Origin of the sequence: Mesorhizobium sp. 113-3-9 (genome assembly GCF_016756515.1) — a bacterium.
Lineage (GTDB): Bacteria > Pseudomonadota > Alphaproteobacteria > Rhizobiales > Rhizobiaceae > Mesorhizobium.
Genome location: NZ_AP023246.1, coordinates 2,709,766 through 2,734,349, shown reverse-complemented (window position 1 = coordinate 2,734,349; position 24,584 = coordinate 2,709,766). Strand labels below are relative to the sequence as shown.

The 24,584-nt window shown below is 63.4% G+C and carries 25 protein-coding genes and 1 pseudogene; 14 read left to right on the top strand and 12 right to left on the bottom strand.

Annotation, left to right across the window (positions count from 1 at the left end; all coding sequences use genetic code 11):
• Positions 1-35 precede the first annotated feature (35 nt).
• Positions 36-392 (bottom strand): hypothetical protein, encoded by a 357-nt coding sequence (locus tag MesoLj_RS13265; RefSeq protein WP_081295150.1) that lies wholly within the window; start codon positions 390-392, stop codon positions 36-38.
• Positions 393-588: 196 nt separating this feature from the next.
• Complete coding sequence (locus tag MesoLj_RS13260) at positions 589-1,035, bottom strand: YcgN family cysteine cluster protein (RefSeq protein WP_202326273.1); 447 nt, start codon at positions 1,033-1,035, stop codon at positions 589-591.
• 198 nt (positions 1,036-1,233) lie between these two features.
• On the opposite strand from MesoLj_RS13260, the gene MesoLj_RS13255 reads away from it, so the two are divergent.
• Complete coding sequence (locus MesoLj_RS13255; protein ID WP_202326272.1) at positions 1,234-3,480, top strand: OmpA family protein; 2,247 nt, start codon at positions 1,234-1,236, stop codon at positions 3,478-3,480.
• A gap of 320 nt (positions 3,481-3,800) precedes the next feature.
• A complete protein-coding gene (locus MesoLj_RS13250) occupies positions 3,801-4,322 on the top strand; it encodes a TIGR00645 family protein (RefSeq protein ID WP_140774583.1) in 522 nt (173 codons plus the stop codon).
• Positions 4,323-4,472: 150 nt separating this feature from the next.
• Here the strand turns inward: MesoLj_RS13250 and MesoLj_RS13245 are convergent, their stop codons facing one another.
• The 3 genes from MesoLj_RS13245 to MesoLj_RS13235 all read right to left on the bottom strand — a co-directional run bounded on the left by MesoLj_RS13245 (position 4,473) and on the right by MesoLj_RS13235 (position 6,954).
• Positions 4,473-5,339 carry an SDR family oxidoreductase gene (locus MesoLj_RS13245; RefSeq protein ID WP_202326271.1) on the bottom strand — a complete coding sequence of 289 codons (867 nt, stop codon included), beginning with the start codon at positions 5,337-5,339 and terminating at the stop codon, positions 4,473-4,475.
• A gap of 101 nt (positions 5,340-5,440) precedes the next feature.
• Positions 5,441-6,073 (bottom strand): helix-turn-helix transcriptional regulator, encoded by a 633-nt coding sequence (locus MesoLj_RS13240; RefSeq protein WP_202326270.1) that lies wholly within the window; start codon positions 6,071-6,073, stop codon positions 5,441-5,443.
• Between the two features lie 8 nt (positions 6,074-6,081).
• Entirely contained in the window at positions 6,082-6,954 is an 873-nt protein-coding gene (locus MesoLj_RS13235) for a S1C family serine protease (protein ID WP_202326269.1), read from the bottom strand.
• 226 nt (positions 6,955-7,180) lie between these two features.
• Between MesoLj_RS13235 and MesoLj_RS13230 the strand changes: the two genes are divergently transcribed.
• On the top strand, positions 7,181-8,131 hold the full coding sequence (locus tag MesoLj_RS13230; protein ID WP_140774587.1) for a S1C family serine protease: 951 nt from the start codon (positions 7,181-7,183) through the stop codon (positions 8,129-8,131).
• A gap of 9 nt (positions 8,132-8,140) precedes the next feature.
• Here MesoLj_RS13230 and MesoLj_RS13225 read toward each other — a convergent pair whose 3' ends face one another.
• Complete coding sequence (locus MesoLj_RS13225) at positions 8,141-8,566, bottom strand: VOC family protein (protein ID WP_172349113.1); 426 nt, start codon at positions 8,564-8,566, stop codon at positions 8,141-8,143.
• Between the two features lie 66 nt (positions 8,567-8,632).
• Between MesoLj_RS13225 and MesoLj_RS13220 the strand changes: the two genes are divergently transcribed.
• Complete coding sequence (locus MesoLj_RS13220; protein ID WP_202326268.1) at positions 8,633-9,259, top strand: TetR/AcrR family transcriptional regulator; 627 nt, start codon at positions 8,633-8,635, stop codon at positions 9,257-9,259.
• Here the strand turns inward: MesoLj_RS13220 and MesoLj_RS13215 are convergent.
• Positions 9,192-10,148, bottom strand: coding sequence for a LysR family transcriptional regulator (locus MesoLj_RS13215; RefSeq protein ID WP_202326267.1), 957 nt, complete (start codon positions 10,146-10,148; stop codon positions 9,192-9,194). The two genes, MesoLj_RS13220 and MesoLj_RS13215, sit on opposite strands and share 68 nt — an antisense overlap.
• Before the next feature lie 108 nt (positions 10,149-10,256).
• On the opposite strand from MesoLj_RS13215, the gene MesoLj_RS13210 reads away from it, so the two are divergent.
• The 4 genes and pseudogenes from MesoLj_RS13210 to MesoLj_RS13195 form a co-directional block, all read left to right on the top strand.
• On the top strand, positions 10,257-10,898 hold the full coding sequence (locus MesoLj_RS13210) for an FMN-dependent NADH-azoreductase (protein ID WP_202326266.1): 642 nt from the start codon (positions 10,257-10,259) through the stop codon (positions 10,896-10,898).
• Positions 10,899-11,172: 274 nt separating this feature from the next.
• Positions 11,173-12,879, top strand: a complete 1,707-nt coding sequence (locus MesoLj_RS13205) for a molecular chaperone HscC (protein ID WP_202326265.1) — start codon at positions 11,173-11,175, stop codon at positions 12,877-12,879.
• Entirely contained in the window at positions 12,869-13,903 is a 1,035-nt protein-coding gene (locus tag MesoLj_RS13200; protein ID WP_202326264.1) for a hypothetical protein, read from the top strand. Before MesoLj_RS13205 ends, MesoLj_RS13200 begins: the two co-directional genes overlap by 11 nt.
• Positions 13,904-13,973: 70 nt before the next feature.
• Positions 13,974-14,243 (top strand): annotated as a pseudogene (locus MesoLj_RS13195) (NAD(P)H-dependent oxidoreductase); the annotation flags it as partial.
• A 52-nt stretch (positions 14,244-14,295) separates the two neighbouring features.
• Here MesoLj_RS13195 and MesoLj_RS13190 read toward each other — a convergent pair.
• From MesoLj_RS13190 to MesoLj_RS13180, 3 genes are all read right to left on the bottom strand, one after another.
• Positions 14,296-15,516, bottom strand: a complete 1,221-nt coding sequence (locus MesoLj_RS13190) for an ROK family transcriptional regulator (protein ID WP_202326263.1) — start codon at positions 15,514-15,516, stop codon at positions 14,296-14,298.
• A gap of 141 nt (positions 15,517-15,657) precedes the next feature.
• A complete protein-coding gene (locus MesoLj_RS13185; RefSeq protein ID WP_202326262.1) occupies positions 15,658-16,680 on the bottom strand; it encodes an SIS domain-containing protein in 1,023 nt (340 codons plus the stop codon).
• Complete coding sequence (locus tag MesoLj_RS13180; RefSeq protein WP_244735364.1) at positions 16,681-17,604, bottom strand: BadF/BadG/BcrA/BcrD ATPase family protein; 924 nt, start codon at positions 17,602-17,604, stop codon at positions 16,681-16,683.
• Between the two features lie 150 nt (positions 17,605-17,754).
• On the opposite strand from MesoLj_RS13180, the gene MesoLj_RS13175 reads away from it, so the two are divergent.
• The 5 genes from MesoLj_RS13175 to MesoLj_RS13155 are packed head-to-tail and all read left to right on the top strand — an operon-like array spanning position 17,755 to position 22,819.
• The gene (locus MesoLj_RS13175) at positions 17,755-19,005 is read left to right on the top strand and encodes an extracellular solute-binding protein (RefSeq protein ID WP_202326261.1); all 1,251 of its coding nucleotides are present in this window, start codon (positions 17,755-17,757) and stop codon (positions 19,003-19,005) included.
• Between the two features lies 1 nt (position 19,006).
• On the top strand, positions 19,007-19,942 hold the full coding sequence (locus tag MesoLj_RS13170) for a carbohydrate ABC transporter permease (protein ID WP_140774595.1): 936 nt from the start codon (positions 19,007-19,009) through the stop codon (positions 19,940-19,942).
• A complete protein-coding gene (locus tag MesoLj_RS13165; RefSeq protein ID WP_202326260.1) occupies positions 19,939-20,787 on the top strand; it encodes a carbohydrate ABC transporter permease in 849 nt (282 codons plus the stop codon). Before MesoLj_RS13170 ends, MesoLj_RS13165 begins: the two co-directional genes overlap by 4 nt.
• 30 nt (positions 20,788-20,817) lie before the next feature.
• The gene (locus MesoLj_RS13160) at positions 20,818-21,750 is read left to right on the top strand and encodes a 3-keto-5-aminohexanoate cleavage protein (protein WP_202326259.1); all 933 of its coding nucleotides are present in this window, start codon (positions 20,818-20,820) and stop codon (positions 21,748-21,750) included.
• 10 nt (positions 21,751-21,760) lie between these two features.
• Complete coding sequence (locus MesoLj_RS13155) at positions 21,761-22,819, top strand: ABC transporter ATP-binding protein (RefSeq protein ID WP_202326258.1); 1,059 nt, start codon at positions 21,761-21,763, stop codon at positions 22,817-22,819.
• 29 nt (positions 22,820-22,848) lie between these two features.
• On the opposite strand, the gene MesoLj_RS13150 is transcribed toward MesoLj_RS13155, so the two are convergent.
• Entirely contained in the window at positions 22,849-23,148 is a 300-nt protein-coding gene (locus tag MesoLj_RS13150) for an AzlD family protein (protein ID WP_140774599.1), read from the bottom strand.
• Positions 23,145-23,879 carry an AzlC family ABC transporter permease gene (locus MesoLj_RS13145; protein ID WP_202326257.1) on the bottom strand — a complete coding sequence of 245 codons (735 nt, stop codon included), beginning with the start codon at positions 23,877-23,879 and terminating at the stop codon, positions 23,145-23,147. The genes MesoLj_RS13150 and MesoLj_RS13145 overlap by 4 nt, the downstream gene beginning before the upstream one ends.
• A 170-nt stretch (positions 23,880-24,049) precedes the next feature.
• On the opposite strand from MesoLj_RS13145, the gene MesoLj_RS13140 reads away from it, so the two are divergent.
• Positions 24,050-24,508: an Lrp/AsnC family transcriptional regulator gene (locus MesoLj_RS13140; protein ID WP_056578518.1), complete on the top strand. Its 459-nt coding sequence runs from the start codon at positions 24,050-24,052 to the stop codon at positions 24,506-24,508.
• Positions 24,509-24,584 lie beyond the last annotated feature (76 nt).

The following is a 24,584-nucleotide window of genomic DNA, read 5'->3' as shown; positions in this document are numbered from 1 at the left end:
GTCCGATCGGACGGGGGCTCCGCCATCAAGAAGCTTCAGCGGTTGATGATCGGGCAGCCGCGCTCATTGGCGAAGACGATGACGACGCGATCGCCATACTGGCGGCCCATCACCTTCACCACGCGGCGGTTGGCGTCGACGATGCGGGCACGGCGCAGCCCCATGCGCTCGGCCTTGTCGAGGGCGCGGTCGGGCGAGCAGCCACGGCGCCAGTCGTCGCGGCGCTCGTCACGGCGGTGGCGATAGCCGTCATCACCGGCATAGACGCCGAAGCGCGGATCCTGGTTGTTGCCGAAGCCGAGATAGAGGCTGTCGGCATGGGCGGGAATGGCGGCCAGCGTGCCGAGGCCGACCAGCGCCGAAAGGGCTGCCGTCTTGATCTTGGTGTACATGCTTCTCTCTCCTTGTTGCGGGCTTGCGCCCGTCCTCGTGAAACCGATGGCGGGACAATGCACTGGCCTGTCTGAACTATTTACGAACTCGCCGTTCATCTGCGGTTCATGTGGCGGCAAGAAAAACCTCCGCCGGTCTTCGAACAACAACAATACGGCCCCGATGCCCTGCCCCGATTCCTGGCGGACACCAGCCTCAAGGCTCGTCGTCGAGTATATAGTCAAAGTAATCTTCGGGCTCGGCCAGTTCAGTCTCGCTCGCCTTGACCCGGCCGCGCATCGAGATACCGGCCTCGTGCACGGTCTCGGCACTGCCCGACACCAGCCGGTGCCACCAATAGAGATCACGGCCCTCGGCCACCAGCCGATAGGCGCAGGTGCTGGGCAGCCAGCTGATGGTGCGCACATTCTGCGGCGTCAGGCCGACGCAATCGGGAACGCGCGCCAGCCGGTTGGCATAGTCGGCGCAGCGGCAACTCTGCGCATCGAACAGCCTGCAGCCGACACTTGTCCAATAGATATCGCCCGTATCCTCGTCCTCGAGCTTCGACAGGCAGCATTTGCCGCAGCCGTCGCACAGCGATTCCCACTCGGCCGGGCTCATCGCTTCCAGCGTCTTTGTTTTCCAGAATGGCGTTTCCATCTCGCGGATGTGGCCCCGGCCGCCGCCGAGGTCAAGCGCGGTAAGGGCTGGAATCGGACCTTAGGCTGGTCTAATGACACGAAGTTGCCTTCAAAAGGCCGGCCAATCGCCCTGTACGGCATCTATCCCCACCAAACTGGAACCAATCGGTCCAAGATCGGTTTCGGCAAGGATGGGACCCCACAAGGAGAGTTTTCGATGAAACGCCAACCACGGATTCTGGCAGGCACCGCACTTGGCCTGCTGATGGCATCCGCGCCGTTGGGCGCGTTCCCGCTTCAGGGAAGTGCCGCGTTCGACCCCATGCAGCGCGGTGGAACGCCGCTGATCCTGGCCCAGGACGCACCCGCCGACGAGGGACAACAGAGCGACCAGGAGCAGCGGCGCAAGAAGAAGCGCGATCAGCAGCAGACCGAGCAGGCCCCCGCCGAGAAGGCAGCGCCGGCAGCCGAGCAGGCCGCTCCAGCCGCTGAGGAACAGCAGCCGCGCAAGAAGAGGCGTGACCAGCAGCAACAGGCCGAACAGGCTCCCGCCGAACAGGCCGCACCGGCCGCCGAGGAACAGCAGCCGCGCAGGAAGAAGCGCGACCAGCAGCAACAGACCGAGCAGGCGCCGGCCGAACAGACCGCACCGGCCGCCGAGGAACAGCAGCCGCGCAAGAAGAAGCGCGACCAGCAGCAGCAGACCGAGCAGGCGCCGGCCGAACAGACCGCGCCGGCCGCCGAGGAACAGCAGCCGCGCAAGAAGAAGCGCGACCAGCAGCAGCAGACCGAGCAGGCGCCGGCCGAACAGGCCGCCCCGGCCGCCCAGGAGCAGCAGCCGCGCAAGAAGAAGCGCGACCAGCAGCAGCAGACCGAGCAGGCGCCGGCCGAACAGGCTCCCGCGGGGCAGGCAGAGCCCGCCAACGACAACCAGCCGACAAAGCCCGGCAGGAAACACAAGGCGGACCAGCAGAAAGAGGCGCCCGCCGTCCCGGCAGTGACGCCGGAAGCCGCTCCGACGCCGAAGGAAGCTCCGGCCGGCGAAGCGACGACGCCCAAGGCTGAAACGGCTCCGGCCGGCGAACAGCCGGCGACACAGGGCGAGCAGCCCCAGGACAAGACAAAGAAGCACGGCAAGAAGCCGACGGGCGAACAGCCCGCGAATGGCGAACAGCCGGCCACGGGCGCACAGCCAGCCACTGGCGAACAGCCGGTCAATGGCGAACAGCCGGCAAATGGCGGCAAGGCCGCGCCTGTCCAGGGCGAAAATCCCGTACAGGGCGAAGCTCCCGCCGACAAGAACGCTGCCCCCCTCCTCGACAGCCAGAAGGACGCCGAACGCAAGGGCGGCGGCCGCAAACATGGCGACAAGAACGGCCAGCAGAATGGCGAGCAGCAGAATGGTGGCCAGAACGCCCAGCAAGGCGGTGATCAGGGGCAGAAGCCTGTGGTCGCTCCCGTCGACCAGGGGCCGCCTCCAACCGACGACAAGGCAGCCCAGCAGGAGATCAAGCCCGAAAAGTTTGTCCCGGTGACGGAAGAGAAGGGCAAACGCCGTGACCGTGCGCCCGATGAGAACATCCGCGACCGCCGCCGCCCCCAGGGCGTTGACGTGCTCAAGGAGATCGGCAACCGCGTCATCATCCAGCTCGGCGGCCAGACGATCGTCCAGAGCAATGACGGTCCGCGTATGAATCGCGGTGCGAGGGACGTCTACTACGAGGACCTGCCGCAGAACCGTACGCGCGAGACGGTCGAGCGCGACAACGGCATCCGGATCGTCACCATCCGCAACCGCTATGGCGATGTCATCCAGCGTTCACGCATCACGCCTGACGGGCGCGAATATGTTCTGAGCTATGTCGACGAGCAGGACTATCAGGATGAGGGCGACTGGCGCGATCCCGGCGATGACCTGCCGCCGATGCGGCTGACCATCCCGCGCCGTGACTACATCCTCGATTCCGAGGACGTGGAAAGCCCTGACGACTATTACACCTTCCTCGAACAGCCACCGGTGGAAAGGGTCCAGCGCCTCTATTCGATCGACGAGGTCAAGCGCTCGGCCCGTGTGCGCGACATTGCGCGCCGCGTCGACCTCGACACGCTGAACTTCGAATTCGGCTCGTCCTCGATCTCCGACACCGAGGTGCAGAAGCTTGAGGGCGTCGCCAACGCCATGGAGAAGCTGTTGAAGAAGAACCCGGCCGAGACCTTCCTGATCGAGGGCCACACCGACGCCGTCGGCACGCCGGAGGCAAACCTTGCTCTGTCGGATCGCCGTGCCGAAGCGGTTGCCGAAGCGCTGACCAATGCCTTCGGCATCCCGCCGGAGAACCTGACGACGCAGGGCTATGGCGAGGAGTATCTGAAGGTAAACACCTCGGCGCCCAACCGTGAGAACCGGCGTGTCGCCATCCGCCGTATCACCTCGCTGGTAGCACCCGTTGCCAGCAACAATTAGATCATGATTTCAAAATCATGACCTGATTTGCGGACTCAACGCTGGAAGCGCCCATCCCCGGCTCGGCGGGGGATGGGAAAGGTTCGGATCCGGAGCTTCGGCTCAAGAAGATTTGTCCCGGCATTAAAGCCGGCTCATTGAATCGCGGGCCCGCTCACCCCAGATTCAGGACTGGGCGTTCCCTGCCCCGTCCCGACTCCAGCGGGACGCATTGAGCCCCGCCGGCCCTCTCCGGCGGGGTTTTTTGCTATCTTGCAAAAAGCGTTCGCGTGGTCGAAATACGGCCTGATCACCGACCCGAGAACAACTGGAACCACTCTATGAAGCGTCTCGAACTCGCCATCGAATCGATCATACTCGCCTCGCGCTGGCTTCTGGTCGCCTTCTATATCGGTCTTGGCCTGGCATTGGCCGTCTATGCGCTGTCGTTCGCCAAGAAGCTCTACGAGTTCATCACCATGGTGTTCCTGCTCGGCGACACCGACACAATCCTGAAGATGCTCGGCCTGATCGACGCCGCCCTCGTCGCCTCGCTGGTGGTGATGGTCATCATCTCCGGCTACGAGAACTTCGTCAGCCGCTTCGACGACCCGGATGGCAGCGGCGTGCATTGGCTGGGCACGATCGATGTCGGATCGCTCAAGGTCAAGGTCGCCTCGACCATCGTCGCCATCTCCTCCATCCACCTCTTGCAGGTGTTCCTCAACTCGTCCTCCTATTCGACCGACCAGTTGATGTGGCTGACCATCATCCACCTCACCTTCGTCGTGTCGGCGCTGATGCTGGCCTATATCGACCGCCTGATGGGCCTGAGCAAAGGCAAGAAGGACGAGATAGGCTGATACTCGACGCGGACTGGCCAAAGCCTCCCCAACTTCGTCATCCCAGAGCCGGGGTCTGCGCCGCGTCGCTGCGCTCCTTGCTTCGCTCTAGGATGACGAAGCTACGCCTGTTCGAGCCAATCTCGAAATGAAGTGCTCTGCGTCGAAGGGCTAGTAGATATTCTTGATCTTGCTGTCCGTCCGCGCAAACACCTCGTCCGGCACGAAAAAGTCGCCAGCCAGCGGTCCGGTCGCATCGGGCGCATAGACCGAAAAGTCGCTGACGCCCTCGGCGCGCAGCACTTCCTCGTCGATGTAGAAATTGCCTGATGCCTCGCGCGACGGCCGCATGAAGATGGCATGCGCGGCGTCGGCCATGATGTCGGGCGACCGGCTCATTGCCGCCACCGTGGCGCCACCCAGCAGATTGCGCACCGCCGCCGTATCGATGGTCGAGATAGGCCACAGCGAATTGACCGCGATACCGTCCTTGGCGAATTCGGCGCTCATGCCCAGCGTGCACATCGACATGCCGAACTTGGCCATGGTGTAGGCGACATGGTTCTTGAACCACTTGGCCTTCATGTCGAGCGGCGGCGCCAGATTCAGGATGTGAGGATTGTTGGCTAACTTCAGGTGCGGAATGCACATTTTGGAGACCAGGAAGGTACCGCGCGTGTTGATCTGGTGCATCAGATCATAGCGCTTCATGTCGGTCTCCAGCGTGCCGGTGAGCTGGATGGCGCTGGCGTTGTTGACACAGATATCGATGCCGCCGAATTTTTCGACGGTCCTTGCAACCGCCTCGGCGACCTGCGCCTCCTCGCGGATGTCACACAGCACGGGCAGCGCCTTGCCGCCGGCCTGCTCGATCTCTTCGGCGGCGGTATAGATCGTGCCGGGCAGCTTCGGATGCGGCTCGGCGGTCTTGGCCGCGATCGTCACATTGGCGCCGTCGCGCGCCGCGCGCAGTGCGATCGCCAGTCCGATGCCGCGCGATCCGCCGGAGATGAACAGCGTCTTTCCCTTGAGCGACATTCCTTGCGCCTCCCTTGCAACATGGCAGGCGCGAACCTTTGCGCGGCGGGCGACCACAGCGCAAGGCCCGAGATGCCCGCATGTGGGTTACGCAGCGGAGGCTAAACCAGCACCAGCCCCTGCCGCATCGCAATGGCGATGGCATCGGTGCGGTTGGCAGCGCCGAGCTTGATCAGAATCGCGGCGACGTGGAACTTCGCCGTGTGCACGGAGATATTGAGCCGCCGCGCGATCACCTTGTTGGGCGCGCCTTCGGCGAGCAGCGCCAGCACTTCCGCCTCGCGCGGCGAAAGTGCCGGGCGAACGGCATGGTCGTCGGCCGGTTCATCCTCGAACGGCGCACCCTCGCCCGTATGGAAATCCTCATCGCGTCCGTGGCCGCCATCGCCGGTGACGCGATAGCCGGCCGCCGCCAGCCGCGCCGCCGCGGCGATCAGCAGATCATCGGCGCCAGCGGGCATTATGGCGAACACCTCACCGGCGGGCCGCTCGCCGCCAGCACGCCCCAGCAACACCCGTGGAACCGAGGCCGGCACGGCATCTCCGCTCCTGTCGTCGATGATGGCGACGTCGGCCCTGCCGCCGCCGGCCACCACCGGCAGCAGGTCATCGCTGGCGGCAAGCGTGGCGGCCAGGCGCTCGGCGCGCGCGGCATCGCCAAGCGCGATCAGCACCACAAGCCGCCGCGAAGCAGCACCGTCACTCATGATCCGGTCGCTGGAGAGCGCTTCCATCAATCCTCTCAGCTCAGCGGCTTTTCGCCGATGGTCAATGTCACATCGCGCTGTTCACCGCCGCGCACCACGCCAAGCGTCACGGAAACCCCGGCGCTGTCAGGGCCGAGCCGCCGGATCAGGTCGCGCGGGCCATGCACCGCCTCGCCATTCCAGGCCACGATGATGTCGCCGAGGGAAAGGCCAGCGGCCTTGGCCGGGCCATTGTCGTCGAGGCTCATCACCATCGCGCCCTTCGCGTCACGGTCGCGCACCGGATGCAGGCCAGCGCCGAGGTAACCGCGGGCGACGTGCCCCTTCTCGCGCAGGGTCGCGACCGCGCGTTCGATCGTCTCATAAGGCATGACCAGCGCACGGCCGCGCGGCCCGAACAGAAGCATGCCGATCAGTCCGCCCTTGGCGTCGAGCACCGGACCGCCCTCGAAACGGCCGCCGGCGCCGACGGCCAGATTGATGCGCCGGTCGATCGTGCCGCCGCGCATCGAGCGCCAGGCCGGGCCGACTTCGCCGACCGAGCCCGACACGGCCAGCGCCGAGCCCTGGCTGTTGCCGATGGCAATGGCGACATTGCCGGGCCGTACCGCGTCGGCCTTGGCCAGCGGCGCGGCATTCACGGCAGTGGCCGGCTTCAGCAGGGCAACGCCCGTCGAAGGATCGCGGCCGGTGAGTTCGGCCTTCACCGTCTCGCCCGAAGCCAGCGTCAGCTCGATCTCCTCGCCGGCCTCGACCGCCTCCTCGGCGGTGACGAAATAGCCGTCGCTCCAGTGGAAGGCGCTTGCCGTGCGGTGATGATGGGTCGTGAAGCTCGCGGTCACCGGCGCCGCTTGTGCCGCAAGGTCGGCAACGGCTTGCGAAAACGCATTCAGATTGAAGTCACTCATGATGGTCTCCTGGGGTTCGTCATGTCCCAGATATCGCCCGACGGCGCCCCTGGAGGTACTCGCCTGACGGCTAGTTGGCGGTTTGACTGGCCATCTGGTCAGGTCGCGGCGGTTCCGGCCGCTCCGCACATATAGTGCGTGTTGCCCAAAAGTGCTCAGCGGTTTTGGGACAACGATATGCACAAGACAAAAGGCGTCGTTACGCCTGAAAACACGGAGCCCGCCCATGGCCCTCGCCGCCGCCAAATTCCAATCCGATGACACGCTGCTCGACGCCTATTCCATGACGGTCGCCGACGCTGTCGACCGCATCGGCCCGGCCGTCTGCCGCATCGAACGCATTGGTGGCCAGGGCGGCCATGGTTCCGGCTTCGTGATTGCGCCGGACGGGCTGGTCGTCACCAACTTCCATGTCGTGGGTGACGCGAAAACAGTGCGCGTGTCGATGCCCGACGGCGCCTCCAGCGAGGGCCGCGTGCTCGGCCGCGACCCCGACACCGATATCGCCCTGGTGCGGGCCGACGGCAGCTTTGCCGATGTCGCGCCGCTGGGCGATTCCAAGCGGCTCAGGCGCGGCCAGATCGCCATTGCCATCGGCAATCCGCTCGGCTTCGAATGGACGGTCACGTCAGGCGTCGTCTCCGCACTTGGCCGCTCGATGCGCGCCTCGACCGGCCGGCTGATCGACGACGTCATCCAGACCGATGCGGCACTCAATCCCGGCAATTCCGGCGGGCCGCTGGTGTCGTCGGCGGGCGAAGTCATCGGCGTCAACACCGCCATGATCCACGGCGCGCAAGGCATCGCCTTCGCGGTCGCCTCCAACACGGCCAATTTCGTCATCTCGGAGATCATCCGCTTCGGCCGCGTGCGACGCGCCTTCATCGGCATCTCGGCCGATACCACCAATCTGCCGCGCCGCGCCGCCCTTCTGTCGCAGGTGTCGACCAGCACGGCAGTGCGGTTGCGCAGCGTCGAGAAGAATGGCCCGGCGGACAAGGCCGGCCTCAAGGAGGGCGACATCATCGCGGCAATAGACGGGCGCCCGGTCACCGGCGTCGACGACCTCGTGCGCATGCTCGACGCCGAGCGCATCGGCCGCGAGACGCTGTGCACGGTGGTGCGCCGCACCGGCGTCAGCCAGGTGACGGTGACGCCGGTGGCACGGGCTGGGTGAGACCGTCGCTCAAGCCCCGGCGGCGCCCTCGGCATATTGCGCCAGAAATTCCTCGCTGGGCGGGATCGGCTTGATGACGTCGATCAGCACGCCGTTGGGATCCCTGGTGATGAAATGGCGCTGGCCGAAGGGTTCGTCGCGCAGTGTTCGCAGAACCGGCAGGCCGGCGGCCAGAACCCGCTCGTAGACCGCATCAGGATCGCGAACCTCGAAATTGATCAGCAGGCCCGAGGTGCGCCCTCGCCCCTCTTCCGGGATGGTTTCGTGGTCGCCCTGGACGATGCCCAGATTGACGCGCTTGTTCTCGGCGGATTGCAGATGCACGTACCAGTCGCTTTCAAACAGCGGCTGGAAGCCGAAATGCTTGACGTAGAAGGCCGCCGTGCCGGCAACGTCGCCGGTCATCAGCACCGGGTAATAGCTGGTGGTCTTCATCTTTCCTTCTCCCTGGGCATAACATACAGTCTGTATGTAAGTCGAATTAACATACAGGCTGTATGTATGCAACAGGATTCCGGACGCCGTTCCAACCGCGACCGCACCGAGGCAACGCGCGCCGATTTGATCGCGGCGGCGCGGAAGCTGTTCACCGAGAAATCCTATGCCGAGACCGGCACGCCGGAGATCGTCGTCGCGGCCGGCGTGACGCGCGGCGCGCTCTACCACCACTTCGCCGACAAGCAGGCTCTGTTTGCCGCCGTGGTCGAGCAGGAGGCGCAGGCGGTGGCGGACGAGATCGACCGAGCCTCGCCACCCTCGCTCGAAGCCCGCGATGCGCTCATCGCCGGCTCCGACGCCTATCTCGCCGCCATGCGCCTGCCCGGCCGCACGCGGCTGTTGCTGCTCGACGGCCCGGCCGTGCTCGGCCGCGCCGCCATGGATGCGGTCGACAACCGCCACGGCAACCGCTCGCTGCGCGAAGGCCTGGTCGCGGCGATGCGGGCCAACATGGTGGCGAGATTGCCTGTGGATGCACTGACCGCGATGCTTGCCTCCGCCTTCGACCGCGCCGCGCTCGCCATCGAGGCCGGCGCTTCAGCCGAGGATTATCGCGCCGTGCTCATGGCGCTGATTGACGGATTGTCTCCAGCTCCTCGTCAGGCATCTCGCCCGGCTCGAACTCGTTGAAGCAGCCGAGTTCTCGCTTGAACTGCTCGATCAGCCAGGCGGCGGCGGGCTTCGGGCTGCGATCGGTGCGGTGCATGGCAAACAGCGGCGAATTCACTTCCTTGTAGGGTTCGAGATCAAGTTCAACGAGGCGGCCGGCAGCCAGGTCGTCGGCGATCAGCCAACGCGGCAGCCCGCCCCAGCCCAGCCCCTCGCGCATCAGCATGTGTTTGGTGCGCACGTCCGTCAGCCGCCATGTCCGGTAGGCAAAGACGCCATAGTCGCGCCCCTTGGTGCGCTCGGACTGGTCGGTGACGACAAGCTGGATATGCTCGCGCACATCCTCGATGGCCACGGGCTTCGGCAATTGTGCCAACGGGTGGCTGGGTGCAGCGGCCGGAACCAGTGTCATGAAGCCAATGCGAATGAGATGCACGTCGACCTCGCCGAGAAGGCCACCAATGCCAAGATCGGCTTGTCCGCTGACGACGTGATCTGGAATCACGCCGAGCGTGCCGATATGCAGGCGCAGCATCACGGTCGGAAACTGCGCCTCGAATGCCTTCAGCACGCGCACCAGCACCGGTGCGGGCAACTGCACATCGACCGACAGCGCGACTTCCGCCTCAAGCCCATGATGGTGGCCATCGACCCGAGAGCGCATGCGCTGCAGGACGCCGATCATTCGCCTTGCATCCTCCAGCATCGCCCGGCCGATCTCGGTCAGCTGCGGCTCGCGGGTGCCCTCGCGTTCGAAAAGCTTCAGCCCAAGCTGCGCCTCGAGATTGGCGATGCCATAGCTGATGACCGATTGGGCCCGGTTGAGCTTGCGGCCGGCGGCCGAGAAGCTTCCGGTATCGGCGACGGCGACAAGGATCTGAAGCTGATCGAGGGTCGGATTTGGCTGCATCACTGTATCTATTTTGTGGATGGATCGTATAGAAAATATACCAGTTTATCTGATGGGTTAATAGCCCCATATGTGGCGGGACAATTCATTCCACTGGAGAGACCCGCTATGTCCATTCTTCTTGTAACCTCGAGCCCGCGTGGCGCTGCCTCGCATTCAACCCGCATCGCCACCGAATTCGCCGAGAAACTCCTCGCCGCCGATCCGTCGAACACGCTTGTCGTGCGCGACCTCGTCGCCAACCCGCTGCCGCATATCGATGCCGACTATTCAACCGGCATCTACACGCCCGCCGAAGCCCGCACACCGCGCCAGGCTGAAGTCGTCGGCGTCTCCGACGTCGTGCTCGACGAGCTGTTCGCCGCCGACACGGTGATCTTGGCCACCGGCTTCATCAACTTCAACATCTCCTCGACGCTGAAGTCCTGGGTCGATCACATCGCCCGTTCCGGCAGGAGCTTTGCCTATGGCGAGAACGGCCCCAAGGGTCTCGTCACCGGCAAGAAGGTCTATATCGTGCTGGCTTCGGGCGGCATCTATTCGGAAGGTGCTGCCGTCCAGTTCGATCACGCGGTACCCTATCTGCGCGGCGTGCTCGGCTTCCTCGGCATGACCGATGTCGACGTCATCCGCATCGAAGGCGTCGGCATGGGCCCTGACGCGGTAACCGCCGCGCTCGCCAAGGCGACCGCCAAGGTCGACGCGGTGGCGGCGACGACCGCAAAAGGGCAGGTCGCAGCGGCTGCGTAAGCGTCAGCCATTCTAGACCTGACTTGAAAAGGCAGGCGCTCCGGCGCCTGCCTTTTTTGTTGTTCCACGAACGTCGACTGGAACAGAGCAGCGCGTATATTGGGACGCGCCGCGATATCGCCACGTAACCTTGTGCGCGCTGTCGTCGAATCCTCTTCACATGTGTCTGATTATTCAGATAAGTCCAGTTTTAAGTTTTTTGCCAAGTATAGCATGCGCAAGTCACATGCGTTAAAAATGACAAGCTACCTCAAAACCTCTGACGGAGACTTGTTTGTCCGAATTCCCAGTTCTCGGCATTGACCTTGGCACGACCAACTCGTTGGTCGCTCATTTTACCGACGAAGGCCCCATATTGATCCCCAATGCTGTCGGCGGTTTTCTGACGCCTTCTGCCGTAGGGCTTAGCGACAGTGGTGACTTGCTGGTCGGCCAGGCCGCCAAGGACAGGCTCGTGTCCAATCCCGATTTAAGCACGGCACGATTCAAGCGTTATATGGGCACGGACCATATGGTTCGTCTCGGACGCAAGACATTTCGTCCGGAAGAGTTGTCCGCGTTCATTCTGCGCTCCTTGAAAGCAGACGCCGAGGCGCATCTCCAGCGCCCTATTGACGATGCGGTTATTTCCGTGCCGGCCTACTTCAACGACGTGCAACGCAAGGCAACGATCGCTGCCGCACAACTCGCGGGCCTTAAGGTAAGCCGGCTGATCAATGAGCCGACCGCGGCGGCCTTGGCTTATGGGCTGCATCGCAAGGGCGATGAAAGCACCTTTCTTGTCGTGGATCTTGGCGGCGGCACATTCGACGTTTCAATTCTGGAGATGTTTTCTGGCGTCATGGAGGTGCGGGCGTCGGCCGGGGACGCATTTCTGGGCGGAGAAGACTTCACGGATATCCTTGTAGCGTTGCTGGCCAAGGATCTTGGCCGTGATGATTTGGGAAAGGGAGATCTGTCACGGCTGCGTGCGCTGGCTGACGAAGCAAAGCACAAGCTTTCAATCAGCCAAGACGCAGATATCCGATATGTCCTGGACGGCGAACAGAAGCATCTTTCTGTCTATGCCGATCGCTTTGAGGAGGCAACGACGCAGTTAGTCAACCGGATGAAGGCCCCTTTACAGCGCGCGATGCGCGACGCAAACTTGGGCAACGACCAGATCGATCGGATCATACTCGTTGGCGGCGCAACGAGAATGCCAATCATCAAGTCTGCAATAACCAAGCTTTTCAAGCGTTTTCCAGAACATGATCACGACCCCGATCATGTCGTGGCCCTGGGCGCGGCGGTACAGGCCGGGCTTGCTTCCCGGCATCAGGCACTCGACGACATCGTCATGACCGATGTTGCACCCTTCACCTTGGGTATCGAGACAAGCCATCGAGTTGGACCGAACGACCCGACGCTGCCCGGGTATTTTGCTCCAATCATCGAGCGCAACACGGTTATTCCAGCGAGCCGGGTTGAGCGTTTCCATGCTGTAGCTCCCGGCCAGAAAGAAGTGAAACTCAATGTCTTTCAGGGTGAGGCGCCGCTGGTACGCGACAATGTTAAGATAGGCACATTGAGCGTTCCTATTCCCGTCAACCGCAATGCAAATGAAGCGGTCGATGTTCGATTTACCTACGATACGTCCGGAGTGCTCGAAGTCATCGCAACGGTCGTCACCAATGGCAAGGCTCATCGACTTGTCATAGAAGGTAATCCGGGCGCTCTTTCGCAAAAAGACATTCTGCAACGCCTGGCGGAACTTGAACGGATCAAGATCCATCCACGCGAAGAAGCGGTTAACGCAGCGCTTGTCGCGCGCATCACGAAAGCTTTTGAAAATGCCTTGGGTCCGCAACGCAAGGTGTTGTCGACATGGCTTGGGGAATTCGAGGCGATCCTTGCCCGGCAATATCCCAAGGAAATCGCCGCCGCGCGATCCCAGATTACGGAAGAGCTCGAAGCGTTAGAGAATTACGATGTCTATTGATGCGTTTTCCATGCTCGGAATATCCGACCGGGAAGACGTCACCGAAGGCGAAATCAAGCGCGCATACGCTACAAAACTCAAACTGATCAACGTCAATGAGGATCGCGACGGCTTCATTGCATTGCGTCAGGCATTCGAGCAGGCGCGCGATCAAGTCAAAAGACGGGAGTATTTCAGGGAAATTACTTCGCCTGACGAGACACAAATTGCCGAAGACACCGACGCGACCGCGTTGAAGAACGTGCCACTATCCGACGAGAGTGCGGTTCCCACTATCCTCGAAGCACACGCTTTGCGGACCATGGAAGATGATATCGAGACGCTCCTTATCGAAAACATCGAACCAAATGCGTCGAAAGAAACGGCTCTTGCCCGCACGGCTTCAATTGCCATCGAAGCGCCCGCCCTGCGCGCCATGAAAGCTGTCGAAACACTTATCGCCGAACCATCGAAATGGCAGAGAATAGATAGTTGGCTGGCAATTCTGGATGGCGAGTTCCTACAGACGATCGATGACATTCAAGAGTTTGAAACCCGCATGCGGGCCTATGTTTGCGAGCAATCAGGCTTTGGCGAGCGGCAGCGTCCGTTGGCCGAGCCCTGGATGACGCCGCGCCTGCTTGACTTGCTTGACGAACGATTTCGCTGGACACGCAATCGCGGATCGAACCATTGGGAGCGTCAACAGCTTGACTGGTTGCACGCGCTAATCGATCCTGAGACGGCACCCCAATATCGTATTGCGTCCACGCCGCGACAGGACCCTGAGCCCGAAACGATCGCACCATCGAGCCAAACCACCGGTTCGGCGGGTCGATCACCTGTTACCGGGTGGCTATGGGTTATGGTCATCTTTGTGCTCATCAAACTTGCCGCCGCTCTTTCGGGCTCAAATGAGCCCGCGAAAACATTCCCGCGACCCGATGCCACACAACAAGTACCCGCAGGCGTTCTTGGCGATCTCTGTCGTAATCTGTCGTTTGACGGATGTTTCAAAAAGATGACTGGGATACCGAAGCCATAAGCCAAAAAATTATCGAACGGAAATCGGGGGAAGATCAACAATCGGTGCCATGTTGGCACCGCAGGCCCTCGAGAGCGGCTCCAAGGGCCTCGTCACAGGCAAGAAGGTCTATATCGTGCTGGCTTCGGGCGGCATCTATTCGGAAGGCGCGGCCGTGCAGTTCGATCACGCCATTACCTATCTGCGCGGCGTGCTCGGCTTCTTCGGCATGACCGATGTCGACGTCATCCGCATCGAAGGTGTCGGCATGGGCCCTGACGCGGTGACATCAGCGCTCGCCAAGGCGACCGCCAAGGTCGACGCCGTGGTGGCTGGCCAGCAGGTTGCCGCGGCTGCCTAAAGCACCGAGCATCTGAACTCGAAGGCAGGCGCCCGCGCCTGCCTTTCTTTTTTCAGGCGCCCCTTGCCTGAGCGACCGTCGCGTCCTGCGTCGCTTCGGACAGCGGCGGCAACACAACAGCCGGATGGCGGCCTTCGCGCAGCATCAGCCCAAGGCTGTAATCGACAGCCAGCTTCATCGCGCCGAGCGCCGTGCCGCCGTCTTCGAGCGAGCTGACGGCGATCCGCGTCGGCCATGCAAGTTCCGCCGCGACATGCGCGACATTGTCCGTCATCAGCGGGTTTCTGCCGACACCGCCGCCAAGCACGATCAGCCCGGGGTCGAGCATACCGATGCAGCCCGCCGCCAACCTACCGATATCGGCGGCATGGCGCGCCACGGCCGCCACCGCCGGCGGCGAGCCCTCCAGGGCACGCGCGAACAGATCCTTGGCCGAGTCCGGCGGTGCTCCTTCCTGTGCTGGCCAGTCGACACGGCAGCGCTCGATCAGCGCCCGCGAGCCGAGATAGTGTTCCAGCCCCTCACGATAGGGCGTCTCGCTGGTCGACCACGGAAACGGCATGCGGCCGATTTCGCCGGCCGCACCGCCGGCGCCGCGAAACAGGCGCCCCTCGGTGATGAAGCCGAGGCCGACCCGCACGCCAACCTGCAGGAATGCGAAGGTCTGGTGGCCTTGCGCGGCGCCAAAATGCATTTCGCCAATGGCCGCGCAGTTGACGTTGTTTTCCAGGATGATCGGCACCTCGATGCTGCGGCGCAGCAGGCCAAGCACGGCGGACGGCCCACCAGGGCGGTCAAAACGATCGTTGGACACGATGCGCGGCACGGCCACCGCAATGGCGCGCAGCGCGCGAAAACTCCTGGCCACCCCAGCCATTGTGGCACGCGCCACCGACAGCACGACGGCACCGACCTCGTCGGCATCGCCGGCTATCGTTTCCGGGATGGGCTGTTCCGCGGACGCCAGCTTCTGTGCGTCCATCGAATAGGCCACAGCGCGCACCTGCGCGGCGCCGACATCGATGCCGATCGCATAGCCCGCACCCGGGCCGATGCCGTAGATCGTCGCCGTGCGGCCGATGGCGCCGCGCTCCAGCCCACGCGAGGCGACGAGGCCGAGCGCGCTCAGTTCCGAGACCGCCGCCGACATGGTCGGCTTCGACAGGTCGAGCATGGCGCCGAGCTTCGGCCGTGTCACCGGCCCGTGCGAAGCGAGCAGGCGCAGCACGGCGCGGGCGCTGTCGGTCAGATTGGGGATTTCCACAGCCGCCATCTCAGCCGTTCGACCTTTGCCCGAAATCCTGCCTCCAGTCGGTGAAAGCGAGATTGCCGCCCCGACTCGAAAGCCGCATCCCTCCCTCAATGCCCTATTGCCAGCCGGTTTGGCAATTTCCACGCCATCCGAGCAGAGACGTCAGACTTCCGTCGGCGACCACGGCTTCAGCTTGGTGTCGGTCTGACGATAGCGGAAGGTGATGTCGGTGAGCCCGGCCGCATCCTGCATGTCGCCAACGACAAGCTGGATGGCGATGATTTCCAATATCGCGTCCGCCATCGCGTTGCCGAGGGTTGGGATGGAGATCACCACCAGCCTTTCGGCATCGGCGACATCCGTGCGCCTCGTCACCAGCACGCAAGGACAGCCGAAGCCCGCCATGTCCTGCGCGATCTTGACCTCGCGGCCGTCGCCGATGGCGATCACGCCGGTGGCCGCATCCTGCGATTCCATCGGCCCATGCAGATAGTTCAGCGTATCCCATCCCGAGGCCGGCACCCGAACGGCTTCGCGGATCAGCATCGCCGCCTCGCCGGCATTGGCGAAGCCGACACCGGCGCCGACAATATCGATTGACGTTCTGCCTTGCAGCAGCCGCGCCGCTTGCCCGGCCGCCCGTTGCGCGCCGGAGAGGACGGTGGCGACGGCACCGGGCAAACGCGTCCAGTCAAAACTGTTGCCGGCAAGCCTGTCGATCAGCATGCCGAGCGCCAGCAAGGTCCCCGTGTAACCCGTCGAACTCGCCCCATTGTCGGCGCCCGAATCCGCGGCCAGCACCGCGCCGGTCAGACCAGCCAGCGGATTGTCGCTGCCCCGGCAAACCGCCAGGCGCGGCGCCGCTGATGCCTCGCGCATGACATCGTAGATTTCGCGGCTCTGCCCCGAAGCCGACAGAGCGATGAAGGCATCGGCGGCTTCATCCGTGCGGCCATAGAGATCGGTCGGCGTGTAGGCGAAAGCCCTGATGCCGGAAGCGCGCAGGTACAGCGCGCCGGCCAGCGCCGACTGATAGCTGGCGCCGATGCCTGCAAGCCCGATCGTCTTGCCGGCAAAAGCACTGAGATCGAGCCCCTCGAGCGCCGCGGCCACCGAACCCCGGCCGACCTCGAGACTTTCCGTCTGGCGCGCCACCGCCTGGCGATAGCCGATACGCTTCTGCATTCAAATGGCTCCAATTTGTGAGGACAACCCTTGGCCGACGAGCAGTCGCCTGGCCAAGGCGACCGCGCCAAGCACCGGCGGCTCGCGCAACAGCAGCACCTGGCTCGACGGCGACACTTTTGCCATGGCCTCGACGAATGCCGTCATCAGCATCGGCTGCTCTGAAATGACACCGCCACCGGCCACGACAAGGGCGGGATTGGCGCCGCGTTCGATCAACAGCTCGACCAGCGCGGCAAGCCCTGCCCCGCCTTCCCGGATGACGCGGGTTGCCAGCGCCGAGCCGGCGATCGCCGCATCGAACACGGCGTTGGCATAGCGACCCCAGACCGCCGCGCCACGCGTTTCGTTGAGCAGGATACCGAGTTTGGTCTGGTCGTCGGTGTTGAGTTCGCGCATCAGCGCGGCAATCAGCGGATCGCCCTGCTGACCCCGATCGAGGCTGTGCCGGATCGCCTTCGCGGCCTCGCGCACCAGGGCCGGCGCGCTGCCCTCGTCGCCGAGGATCCAGCCCCAGCCGCCGGCCGCCAGCATCTTGCCATCGACTGTCCGCGCCACCGCGATGGAGCCGGTGCCGGAGACGACACCGATGCCATCGACATGGCCAGCGGCCGGCACCATCAGCTCGGCGTCGTTGACCACCTGCACCGCGCCGCCGGTCCTGTCTGCCAGCAGCGCCTGGAAGCGCAGGCATTGTTCCCCCGTGTCGCAGCCATGGGCGCCGACCGCCAACGCGGCGGGCGCGACGCCGCCGCACAGATTGGTGACGATGCCGGCCAATGTCGTCGCATCGGTCTCCATCTGGCGAATGCGCCAGCTCTCCGTCACCAGCACCTCGTCGGCGATCATGCGCTCGCCCAGATACGCCATGATGCGCGTCTTGGTGCCGCCGATATCCACGCCTGCAATGATTTTCTGGGTCACCGATATCCACCGCGCACGCCGGACGAAGCGGGTTGCCGCGTCCAATTCACATTAGTTAGGAAACTTTACAAACTATCTTTCCAGACGGCAAGAACTATGATTTGATAATCATCGTAAAAAGCGCATCAAGCGCGATTGGGAGATTGCAACATGAGCAGGAGAAGGATTGGGCTGGCCCTCGCGGCCGCGTCTTTCGCATGGGGATTGGCAGCCGGTGTGGCGCATGCCACCGACATCTCGTTCTGGACCTGGCGCCAGGAAGACAAGGCCGCCTACAACGAACTTTTCGCCGATTTCACCAAGGAGAACCCGGACATCCATGTGAAGTTCGAGTCGTTCCCGGATGAGAACTATCCGACCATCGTCTCGACGGCGCTGGCCGCCGGCAAGGGCGGCGACGTCATCCACACCCATGCTTACGGTTGGCTGGAGCAGTTCGTGAAGGCCGGCTATTTCGAGCCGCAGGATCTGACCACGGTGCCCTCGCTCGCCAACCAGCCCGCCGATGCGCTGGTAGCCGGCACCTACCGCGCCGACAAGAAGGTCTATTCCTTGCCCTTCGCTTCGCAGACGCTCGGCCTGTTCATCAACAAGGACGTCTTTGCCAAGGCCGGGCTGACGCCGCCGACCACATGGGATGAATTCATCACCGTCAGCAAGGCGCTGAAGGACAAGGGTATTTATCCCCTCGCCAATGGCATGGGCACCAGCTGGTTCAACGAGATGTTCGTGGCCATCTTCACCAACCCGTTCCTCGGCCAGGATTTCGTCAGTGACCTGACGTCGGGCAAGACCACCTTCAAGGACCCGCGCTATGTCGCGGCACTCGGCAAGCTGCTCGAACTGCGCGACTACATGCCTCCCGGTTTCGAAGGCATCGACTACGACACCGCGGGCCAGCTGTTCATCAGCGGCAAGGCGGCGATGCTGGCCGGCGGCAGCTTCGACATCGCCACCTACAGGAGCCAGAACCCGGCCATCAACATGGACTTCGTCGCCCCGCCCATGGCCAAGGCCGGCGATACGCCGCAGGTGACCAAGTTCTTCGATGGCGGCTATGCGGTCAACGCCAAGTCGGCCAACAAGGAGGCGGCGCTCAAGCTGGTCAACTGGATGGGCACCAAGGAGTTCGGCGACAAGTTCTCCGCCCTTCTCGGCAACATCTCGCCCATCAAGGGCGTCGTCATCAAGGACGAGCTGCTCGCCCACGTCGCCAAGTTGAACGAAACCGCCATGCCGCATATCAATGTCGTCTACTTCCGTTTCGAGAAGCCGACGGGATCGGAACTGCTGCAGGGCGACATCACCAAGATGATGTCGGGTTCGATCACCCCGGACCAGCTGGCCGCCGACCTGACCGATGGCCTCGCCAAATGGTACAAGCCTTTCCAGGGCAAGTGACATGAACATCGGCCGGCGCCACACCACAAAAGCCTTTCCGTGGCGCCGGTCACTCTGGATCGCGTCCCTGCTGACACCGGCCCTGGTGGTCATGGTACTGTTCGTGCTGTGGCCTCTGCTCTCGGCCTTCCGCCTTGCCTTCTATGAATTCAACGGCTTGCAGCCGACCGGATTCATCGGCTTTGAAAACTTCCGCAAGGTCCTGTTTGAACAGCCTTATAGCGGCTGGACCTACAATGCGCTGAAGCACAACATCATCGTTTTCGTGGCGCTGATGGTGTTCGAGAACGGCACCGCCTTCCTGCTCGCCTATTCGCTGCTGAAGGCGCTGCCCGGTCACCGCATCCACCAGGTCATCGTCTTTCTTCCGGTCGTGCTGTCGGCGGTCATCGTCGGCTTCCTGTGGAAGCTGTTCCTGCATCCGCTGTTCGGTCTGGTGAACCAGACGCTGGCGCTTGTCGGCATCGGCGCCGTCCCCTGGCTCGGCAATGAATCGACGGCGCTGGGCAGCGTCCTGTTCGCTAACATCTGGCACTGGCTCGGCTTCCCGACACTGGTGCTGCTCGCCGGCATGCAGCGCATCAGCAAGGAAGTGATCGAGGCCGCCCGCCTCGACGGCGCCGGCGACTATGTGCTGATGACCCGGATCATCTGGCCGCTGATCGCGCCGAGCGTCACCATCGTCACCATCCTGACCTTCATCGGCAGCTTCAACTGGTTCGAGATCCCCTATGTCATGGCCGGCCTCACCGGTTCGCCCGGCGGCGCGACGGACGTGCTCGGCCTCTATTTCTACCGCACCGCCTTCGGCTCGACGACGACAGGCATCCAGGATTTCGGCCAGGGCAGCGCGCTGGCGGTGATGATGTTCATCATCGTTGCCGGCGTCACCGCAATCGCGCTTCGCTACCTGCGCCGTCGTGAGATCGAACTGTGAGCACAGCGGTCGGCACCAGGGAACCCGGCGAGCTGTTGAAGAACGGCGCCATCCAGCTGATGCTGGCGATCAACGCCGTCATCATGATCTATCCGCTGTTCATCATGGTGATGTCGTCCTTCAAGACCAATGCCGAGATCTTCAGCTCGCCCTTCGCTTTGCCGGCGCACTTCTCGCTGGCCAATGCCGAGCGGGTGTGGAGCGAAACCAATTTCGTGCGCTACCTCGCCAATTCCGTCGGCATCACGGCGGCCGCGGTGGCGCTGATCCTGCTGTTCAGCACCATGGCCGCCTATGCGATCGCCCGCTACCAGTTCCGGCTGAGCGCGCTGGTGCTGATGTTCTTCCTGAGCGGCATGACCGTGCCGCTGAAGCTGGCGATCATTCCACTGTTCATCCAGCTGGATTCGCTTGGCCTCGTCGACAGCTATGCCGGCCTGGTGCTGGTCTATGTCGCCATGGGCATTCCCTCGGCGGTGTTCATCATGACCGGCTTCCTCAGGACCTTGCCGCGCGAACTGGAAGAGTCCGCGCGCATGGACGGCGCCAGCGAATTCCGCATCATGCGTTCCATCATGCTGCCGCTGGCGCGCCCGGCACTGGTCATCGTCGCGATCCAGAACGCGGTTCCGATCTGGAACGACTTCTTCTTCCCGCTGGTGCTGATCACCTCGGACAATCTCAAGACGCTGCCGCAGGGCCTCACCGTCTTCGTCGGCGAGTTCACCACTGACTGGGGCGTGCTGTTCACCGGGCTGACATTGGCGGCACTGCCGATCACGCTGCTCTACATCGTGCTGTCGAAGCAGTTCATCTCGGGCATCACCCAGGGCGCGGTGAAATAGGCGCGGTCAAACAAACGAGGATCCTTTCAAGTGGCGAACCAGAACAAGATCATCATCACCTGCGCGGTTACCGGCTCGATCCACACGCCGTCCATGTCGCCGCATCTGCCGGTGAGCGCGCAAGAGATCGCCGACGCCGCGATCGGGGCGGCCGAGGCCGGTGCGGCCATCGTCCACCTGCATGCGCGCAATCCTGCCGATGGCCGGCCCGACCAGTCGACCGAGGCCTTCGCGCCCTTCCTGAAAGTGATCAAGCAGCGCTCCAATTGCGTGGTCAACATCACCACCGGCGGCGCCGCGACGATGAGCGTCGAGGAGCGGGTCAAACCGGCGGCGACCTTTGCGCCGGAAGTTGCCTCGCTCAACATGGGCTCGATGAATTTCGGCCTCTATCCCATGCTCGAACGCTTCAAGACCTTCGAGCACGACTGGGAACGGCCCTATCTCGAAGGCTCGCGCGACCGCATCTTCCGCAACACCTTTGGCGACATCGAACACATCCTGCGCACCTGCGCGGAAAACGGCACGCGCTTTGAAATCGAGTGTTACGACATCGGCCATCTCTACACGCTGGCCCATTTCGTCGAGCACGGCCTGGTCAAGGCGCCGTTCTTCGTCCAGAGCGTGTTCGGCATATTGGGCGGCATCGGCACCCATCCGGAGGATGTCGCGCATATGAAGCGCACCGCCGACCGCCTGTTCGGCCAGGACTACCGATGGTCGGTGCTGGGCGCCGGACGCAGCCAGTTGCCGATCGCCACCCAGGCGATTGCGCTCGGCGGCAATGTGCGCGTCGGCCTGGAGGACTCGCTGTGGATCGGCAAGGGCCAACTGGCGAAATCCAACGCCGAGCAGGTGAAGAAGGTGCGCCAGATCATCGAGGGGCTCGGCGCCTCGGTGGCCACCCCTGACGAGGCGCGGCAGATCTTGCAGCTCAAGGGCGGCGACAAGGTCTCTTTCTGAGGAACAACATATGAGTGCGGTCACCATATCCGATGTCGAGAAGGCCTATGGCAAGGCGCGGGTTATCCACGGCGTGTCGGTCGACATCGCGTCGGGCGAATTCGTCATCCTTGTCGGCCCGTCCGGCTGCGGCAAGTCGACCTTGCTCAGGATGATCGCCGGGCTGGAGGACATCAGCGCCGGCGAGATCGCGCTCGACGGCAAGGTCATCAACGACGTCGCGCCGAAGTCGCGCGACATCGCCATGGTGTTCCAGAACTACGCGCTCTATCCACATATGACGGTGCGCGAGAACATGGCTTTCGCGCTGACCCTGAAGAAGACCGACAAGAGCGAGACCGACGCCAAGATCACGCGCGCCGCGACGATCCTCGGGCTACAGGATCTGCTGGACCGCTACCCGCGCCAGCTCTCCGGCGGCCAGCGCCAGCGTGTCGCCATGGGCCGCGCCATCGTGCGTGATCCCAAGGTCTTCCTGTTCGACGAGCCGCTCTCCAACCTCGACGCCAAGCTGCGTGTGCAGATGCGCACCGAAATCAAGGCGCTGCACCAGCGCCTGGGAACCACCATCGTCTATGTCACCCACGACCAGGTCGAGGCCATGACCATGGCCGACAAGATCGTCGTCATGAATGGCGGCATCGTCGAACAGGTCGGCGCCCCGCTCGATCTGTATGACCGGCCGGCCAATCTGTTCGTTGCCCAGTTCATCGGCTCGCCGTCGATGAACATCCTGCAGGGCCGCACGACCGCGGACGGCTTCACGGCCAGCGACGGCACCGTGTTTCCCTTGCCGGCGCCCGAACAGGGCGAAAGCGCTTCTGCCTGGGGCATCCGCCCCGAACATCTCCGGCTCGCCGACAGCGGCGTGCCGGCCGTGGTCGAAGTGGTCGAGCCGACCGGCTCCGAAACGCTGGTCATGGCCAGGGCCGGCAACAACACGCTGAGCGCGCTGTTGCGCGAGCGGATTCCCGTAATGCCTGGCCAGCAGGTTTTCCTGGCGCCGGACCTGACCCAATTGCATCTGTTCAACACCAAGGGTCGGCGCATCACATCCACTATTCAGTGAACGCGGGCGCTGGCCTGGCTGCCGGGGGTTTAGCCTATGAAATGCCGCAGCAGACCCGCCGAAGCGACCCCGATCAACACGGTCGGCAGCATGGACAACCGCGTCGCGGCGACGAAGGTGATCGCCAGCGCCAGAAGGTCGGCCGGGTTCCGCGACACGAAGGCCGGCGCGATGACCGAGATCAGCACGCAGCCCGGTGCCGCCTCCATCACCGCCGTGGCGCGCGCGCTGAGCACCCGGTTGCGCAGCACGACATAGCCGCCGATCCGCGTGAGATATGTGACGCCGGCCATCAGCACGATGGTGAGCAGGGTTGCCATGTCGATCATGCGTCACCTGCCATCAGCCAGGCAGCAAGCAGCCCCGACACCGCGCCCGCCGCGACATACCAGGCGCCGGGAACGAAGAGATAGACAAGGGCGGCAACGATCAGGCTGACCAGCCAGGGCCGCGCCGCCGAAACACTTTTCCACATGCCGCGCATCAGCACCAGGAAGACGGCCGGAAACGCCATGTCGAAACCATAGGTCTCGACATGGCCGAGCATCGGGCCGAGCAAGGCGCCCAGCGTGGTGAAGGCCACCCAGGTCAGATACATCGCCAGGGCCGCGCCCATGTAGTAGCGGGAGCTGAAGGCCGGCGTGATGCCCGCCGCGGCACGCCGTTTGGCGTCGGCTAGGCCCAGCGCCCAGCTTTCGTCGCACAGGAAGAACAGCGCCGGAAACACCTTGCTTCGCGGCAGGTCGCGCAGGAACGGTGCCAGGGCCGCGCCCATCAGCAAATGCCGGCTGTTGACCAGGAAGGTGATGGCGACGATGAGCAGGATATGCGGCGGCGACGTCCACAACTGGATCGCCGCGAATTCCGAGCCGCCGGCGAAATTCAGCCCCGTCATCATGGACAATTCGACCGGGCTCAGTCCTTTCTGGGTCGCCTGGGCGCCAAGCACAAGAGCATAGGGAATGGTGCCGAACAGCACCGGCGCGCAGGACGCCACGCCTCGGCGGAACTCCGACCCCGAGCCATCGCCCGCCGCTTCGACTGCTTGTGAAATGCTCATGGCTTGCCATCGGCCGGCCTCGCGGCCGCCGCTTCCCTGCGTTTGAACTCTCGTGATACCGGCGGCAAATATACCCACACTTCTCCGCAATTTGGTTGCGAAGATTGTTGTAAGTCGTTAAATTTTGGCATCTGATGTCACGCATAGTCGATAAAATGGAATTTTGAGCCATGAAGCTCGACGACATCGACAAACGGATCCTGCGCGCGCTGCAGCGCGACGGCCGCATGGCCAACAACGATCTGGCCAACGAGGTCGGCCTGTCGCCCTCGCCTTGCCTGCGGCGCGTCAAGCTGCTGGAGGAAGCCGGCGTAATCGACCGCTATGTCGCCGTGCTCAACCCGGCCAGCATCGGCAAGGGCCTCACCTTCTTCACCCGCATCTGGCTGAAGGCGCAGGACGAAGACACGATCGAGCATTTCGCCACCGAAGTGGCCAAACTGCCCCAGGTCATGGAATGCTATCTGATGCTGGGTGACTGCGATGCCATGGTGCGCATCGTGGCGGCCAGCATCGACGACTACCGCCGCTTCCAGTCGGAGCATCTGAGCCGCATCAAGGGCGTCCAGAACGTCAAGACCGACGTCCCCAGCCAGACGATCAAATACACGCTGGAACTGCCGATCTGACGGGTGCCCGCAAGGCGCAGGGGCGCCTGGAAACAGCGCGATTCCAAACTGGATAAAAAATGCAACCAGATTGTAG